We start from the raw sequence: 6,407 nt of genomic DNA, 5'->3' as shown, positions 1-6,407 counted from the left end.
TAGTGTTATTGTATTAGCTGAATGCAGGTAGCGGGCTATGCATATTTATCCCCTAACTACACGAAAGCGTTTCTTCAGACTAAGGCTTTTATTTAGACAATAAAAAAACCCCAGCAGGATGACCTACTGGGGTTTCTAATAGAAGCCTGACGATGACCTACTCTCACATGGGACCTCCCACACTACCATCGGCGATGCTTCGTTTCACTTCTGAGTTCGGGATGGGATCAGGTGGTTCCAAAGCTCTATGGTCGTCAGACAAAACTTCGGTTGCTGATACTTGATCAACAACACTTAATTCTGCGTCTTTAACAATAGCAAGTAATAGCTAATTTTATCTCTGCTGTCTAACGAAGACTCATATCCAATTTGCGTTACCCGTCGTTGTACGAATAATCATTCACTATAAAACCACTTGGGCGTTATATAGTTAAGCCTCACGAGCAATTAGTACTGGTTAGCTCAATACGTTACCGCACTTACACACCCAGCCTATCAACGTCATAGTCTTTAACGGCTCTTTAGGGGAATTAAATTCCCAGGGAAAACTTATCTTGAAGGGGGCTTCCCGCTTAGATGCTTTCAGCGGTTATCCTGTCCGAACGTAGCTACCGGGCAATGCGTCTGGCGACACAACCCGAACACCAGGGGTTCGTCCACTCCGGTCCTCTCGTACTAGGAGCAGCTCTTCTCAATTTTCCAACGTCCACGGCAGATAGGGACCGAACTGTCTCACGACGTTCTAAACCCAGCTCGCGTACCACTTTAAATGGCGAACAGCCATACCCTTGGGACCGGCTTCAGCCCCAGGATGTGATGAGCCGACATCGAGGTGCCAAACACCGCCGTCGATGTGAACTCTTGGGCGGTATCAGCCTGTTATCCCCGGAGTACCTTTTATCCGTTGAGCGATGGCCCTTCCATACAGAACCACCGGATCACTATGACCTACTTTCGTACCTGCTCGACGTGTCTGTCTCGCAGTTAAGCGCGCTTATGCCATTACACTAACCGCATGATGTCCGACCATGCTTAGCGCACCTTCGTGCTCCTCCGTTACTCTTTGGGAGGAGACCGCCCCAGTCAAACTACCCACCACACAGTGTCCTCGATCCCGATAAGGGACCCGAGTTAGAACCTCAAACATACCAGGGTGGTATTTCAAGGATGGCTCCACCAGATCTAGCGACCTGGTTTCAAAGCCTCCCACCTATCCTACACAAATAGGTTCAAAGTTCACTGTGAAGCTATAGTAAAGGTTCACGGGGTCTTTCCGTCTAGCCGCGGATACGCTGCATCTTAACAGCGATTTCAATTTCACTGAGTCTCGGGTGGAGACAGCTTGGCCATCGTTACACCATTCGTGCAGGTCGGAACTTACCCGACAAGGAATTTCGCTACCTTAGGACCGTTATAGTTACGGCCGCCGTTTACCGGGGCTTCGATCAAGAGCTTCGCATACGCTAACCCCATCAATTAACCTTCCGGCACCGGGCAGGTGTCATACCCTATACGTCCACTTTCGTGTTTGCAGAGTACTGTGTTTTTAATAAACAGTCGCAGCCAACTGGTATCTTCGGCCGACCTCAGCTTACAGAGCAAGTCTGATCACCAAAATCGGCGTACCTTCTCCCGAAGTTACGGTACCATTTTGCCTAGTTCCTTCACCCGAGTTCTCTCAAGCGCCTTGGTATTCTCTACCTGACCACCTGTGTCGGTTTGGGGTACGGTTCCTATATATCTGAAGCTTAGAGGTTTTTCCTGGAAGCAGAGCATCAACCACTTCAATCTCTAAAAGAGATCTCGTCATCAGTTCTCAGCCTTAAGGACCCGGATTTGCCTAAGTCCTCAGCCTACAACCTTAAACATGGACAACCGTCGCCATGCTGGTTTAGCTTTCTCCGTCTCCCCATCGCAATATATACAAGTACAGGAATATTAACCTGTTTCCCATCGACTACGCTTCTCAGCCTCGCCTTAGGGGCCGACTCACCCTGCGCCGATTAACGTTGCGCAGGAACCCTTGGTCTTCCGGCGAGGGGGTTTTTCACCCCCTTTGTCGTTACTCATGTCAGCATTCGCACTTCTGATACCTCCACCCAACTTCTCAATTGAGCTTCATCAGCTTACAGAACGCTCCTCTACCATATCTAAAAGATATCCGCAGCTTCGGTGTACAGTTTGAGCCCCGTTAAATCTTCCGCGCAGGCCGACTCGACTAGTGAGCTATTACGCTTTCTTTAAAGGATGGCTGCTTCTAAGCCAACCTCCTAGCTGTCTAAGCCTTCCCACATCGTTTCCCACTTAACTGTAACTTTGGGACCTTAGCTGGCGGTCTGGGTTGTTGCCCTCTCCACGACGGACGTTAGCACCCGCCGTGTGTCTCCCGTGATCGCACTCCTGGGTATTCGGAGTTTGCATGGGGTTGGTAAGTCGGGATGACCCCCTAGCCCAAACAGTGCTCTACCCCCCAGGGTGATACACGAGGCGCTACCTAAATAGCTTTCGAGGAGAACCAGCTATCTCCGAGTTTGATTAGCCTTTCACTCCTAGCCACAAGTCATCCCCTCATTTTTCAACATAAGTGGGTTCGGTCCTCCAATCAGTGTTACCTGATCTTCAACCTGCTCATGGCTAGATCACTCGGTTTCGGGTCTAATCCCAGCAACTAAACGCCCTATTAAGACTCGGTTTCCCTACGGCTCCCCTATACGGTTAACCTTGCTACTAAAATTAAGTCGCTGACCCATTATACAAAAGGTACGCAGTCACAGAACAAGTCTGCTCCCACTGCTTGTACGCATACGGTTTCAGGATCTATTTCACTCCCCTCACAGGGGTTCTTTTCGCCTTTCCCTCACGGTACTGGTTCACTATCGGTCAGTCAGGAGTATTTAGCCTTGGAGGATGGTCCCCCCATCTTCAGACAAGATAACACGTGTCCCGTCCTACTTAATATGTGACTATTGAATCTTCGTGTACGGGGCTATCACCCACTATGGCCGCACTTCCCAGAGCGTTCCACTAATTCAATAATCATCGGCTAATCCCCGTTCGCTCGCCGCTACTAAGGGAATCTCGGTTGATTTCTTTTCCTCCGGGTACTTAGATGTTTCAGTTCTCCGGGTTTGCTTCTTACACCTATGTATTCAGTGCAAGATATCTAACTTATGTTAGATGGGTTTCCCCATTCGGAAATCGTTGGGTCAAAGCTTGTTTACCAGCTTACCAACGCTTATCGCAGGTTACTACGTCCTTCATCGCCTCTGACTGCCAAGGCATCCACCGTATGCGCTTAGTCACTTAACTATATAACCCGAAGTAGTCTTCTAAGACGACCTTTTACCATCTTAGTACTTAAGTTATATATATGACCATTCGTAACGTTTTCGCCGGATAACGCTTGATATGAATCTCATTTCTTTCGTTATCCATGATTAAATTATTCGCTGATATGTGAATAATCTAATCACTTAGCAATGAGTTGCATTATGTCATCACAACATAAAACAACGTCTACTATTACTTACCTAATTGTTAAAGAGCTTCTAATCGCATGATTAGAAATAAATACACTTTACTTAATTAAAACTTAAACCAAGCAAGTACACTTATTTATAATCATTTCAATTTTGGAAATTGGTGGAGCTATGCGGGATCGAACCGCAGACCTCCTGCGTGCAAGGCAGGCGCTCTCCCAGCTGAGCTATAGCCCCAATCCCAGAGCATTTTATCCTCTGCTTTAACGTTCATTAAAGTCAGACTCAAAAAATCGTAGATTTTAGTTAATCTAGGCAAATGACTGCGAAGCATAGCCTGCTATGCGAGTAATCATTTAACGATGAGTAACTGAAATCTGGTAGGCCTGGGCAGACTTGAACTGCCGACCTCACCCTTATCAGGGGTGCGCTCTAACCACCTGAGCTACAGGCCTTCTGCGCAAATTACCTCTCAGTAAGATGCTATAGGGCCTATTGCCCTTACGCTCTCTTTAATTCTATAACCAAGCAATTCGTGTGAACTCTGACCGAAACGATCACGATTCGTTTAAGGAGGTGATCCAGCCCCAGGTTCCCCTAGGGCTACCTTGTTACGACTTCACCCCAGTCATGAACCACACCGTGGTAATCGTCCCCCCGAAGGTTAGACTAACTACTTCTGGTGCAATCCACTCCCATGGTGTGACGGGCGGTGTGTACAAGGCCCGGGAACGTATTCACCGTGGCATTCTGATCCACGATTACTAGCGATTCCGACTTCATGGAGTCGAGTTGCAGACTCCAATCCGGACTACGATAAATTTTCTGGGATTAGCTCCACCTCGCGGCTTGGCGTCCCTTTGTATTTACCATTGTAGCACGTGTGTAGCCCTGGTCGTAAGGGCCATGATGACTTGACGTCGTCCCCACCTTCCTCCGGTTTGTCACCGGCAGTCTCCTTAGAGTTCCCACCCGAAGTGCTGGCAAATAAGGATAAGGGTTGCGCTCGTTACGGGACTTAACCCAACATTTCACAACACGAGCTGACGACAGCCATGCAGCACCTGTCACTGCGTTCCCGAAGGCACCAATCTATCTCTAGAAAGTTCGCAGGATGTCAAGACCAGGTAAGGTTCTTCGCGTTGCATCGAATTAAACCACATGCTCCACCGCTTGTGCGGGCCCCCGTCAATTCATTTGAGTTTTAATCTTGCGACCGTACTCCCCAGGCGGTCTACTTAGTGCGTTAGCTGCGCCACTAAGGAATCAAGTTCCCCAACGGCTAGTAGACATCGTTTACGGCGTGGACTACCAGGGTATCTAATCCTGTTTGCTCCCCACGCTTTCGCACCTCAGCGTCAGTATCAGTCCAGGTGGCCGCCTTCGCCACTGATGTTCCTTCCAATCTCTACGCATTTCACCGCTACACTGGAAATTCCACCACCCTCTACTGTACTCTAGCGAGTCAGTTCTAAATGCAGTTCCCAGGTTGAGCCCGGGGCTTTCACATCTAGCTTAACAAGCCGCCTACGCGCGCTTTACGCCCAGTAATTCCGATTAACGCTTGCACCCTCCGTATTACCGCGGCTGCTGGCACGGAGTTAGCCGGTGCTTCTTCTGCGAGTAACGTCAATCTAAGCAGGTATTAACTACTTAGCCTTCCTCCTCGCTGAAAGTGCTTTACAACCCGAAAGCCTTCTTCACACACGCGGCATGGCTGCATCAGGCTTGCGCCCATTGTGCAATATTCCCCACTGCTGCCTCCCGTAGGAGTCTGGACCGTGTCTCAGTTCCAGTGTGGCTGATCATCCTCTCAGACCAGCTAGGGATCGTCGCCTTGGTGAGCCCTTACCTCACCAACTAGCTAATCCCACGCAGACACATCCAATAGCGAGAGCCGAAGCCCCCTTTCCCCCGTAGGGCGTATGCGGTATTAATCCAAATTTCTCTGGGCTATCCCCCACTACTGGGCAGTTTTCTACGCGTTACTCACCCGTCCGCCGCTCGTCAGCAGATAGCAAGCTATCTCTGTTACCGCTCGACTTGCATGTGTTAAGCCTGCCGCCAGCGTTCAATCTGAGCCATGATCAAACTCTTCAGTTCAATCTAGTCGAAGCAAAAGCTTCATATACTTGCTCAAGTTACTTACTGTTCAAATAAATTGTACAGGTCGTTGACTTGATAATTTCTTAAGAAACATCCTCTCTAACAAGTTAGATCAGAGTGCTTCATCGTGAAATCATCTCAGTCAGCGCCCACACGAATTGCTTGGTTAATTTTTTAAAGAGCTTGCTTGAGATCCCTCAAGCGAGGCGCGTATTCTACAGCTTCTCATTTGCTTGTCAACGATTTTTTTAATTTGTTTTCGAAGAAATTTAAATTCAAAACCGAAAACCAAAACCTTTAACAAGCGAAGATAAATTACTGATTTAATCACTTAATTCATCTTCTATCTCCTTCAAACTTCGCCGCTTTCGAAGCGGTTCGTCTTAAGGAGGTGCGCATTATATAGAGCTGATTCTTTAGGTCAACACCTTTATCAAACTTTTTATAAATTAGTTTGTAACACTATTTTAACGAGACTTTTGCTATCTTTTTCTTACCCGCCTGAATCACATATATACCAGGCACCGACAACTTCAAGCTCGCCTCTACCTTCTTGCCTTCTACATATACTGCACCGCGACCCAAGACATCTTTAGCTGCTGCACCATTCTTTACCAAAGCCGCCATTCTTAGTACAGCAGATACTGGCAACTCCGACTGCCCCTCAGCATCAACATCAACTTCCGGAACATTATCTGGAATCTCACCCAAACCGACTCGGTTGCCTGCCGAGTTATGCGCCGTCGCCGCCGACTCCGCATCATGGAAACGCTCAATGATTTCGCGCGCAAACAGATCTTTAACCTCTTGCGGGTTTCTCCG

General features: G+C 48.2%; 2 tRNA genes, 3 rRNA genes and 1 pseudogene. All 6 read right to left on the bottom strand.

Annotation, left to right across the window (positions count from 1 at the left end):
* Positions 1 to 144: 144 nt before the first annotated feature.
* Positions 145 to 259 (bottom strand): 5S ribosomal RNA (gene rrf / locus A3756_RS03140).
* Between the two features lie 167 nt (positions 260 to 426).
* Positions 427 to 3,309: ribosomal RNA gene (locus tag A3756_RS03135) — 23S ribosomal RNA — on the bottom strand.
* A 331-nt stretch (positions 3,310 to 3,640) separates the two neighbouring features.
* Positions 3,641 to 3,716: transfer RNA gene (locus tag A3756_RS03130), tRNA-Ala, on the bottom strand.
* 141 nt (positions 3,717 to 3,857) lie between these two features.
* Positions 3,858 to 3,934, bottom strand: a tRNA-Ile gene (locus A3756_RS03125).
* Between the two features lie 114 nt (positions 3,935 to 4,048).
* Positions 4,049 to 5,582, bottom strand: a 16S ribosomal RNA gene (locus A3756_RS03120).
* Together the 16S, 23S and 5S rRNA genes with 2 tRNA genes alongside form the textbook arrangement of a ribosomal RNA operon.
* Before the next feature lie 465 nt (positions 5,583 to 6,047).
* A pseudogene (locus A3756_RS27140) lies at positions 6,048 to 6,407 on the bottom strand (tyrosine--tRNA ligase); the annotation flags it as partial.

This window comes from Oleiphilus sp. HI0086, from assembly GCF_001635225.1.
This window is presented reverse-complemented; position numbering and strand designations above follow the sequence as displayed.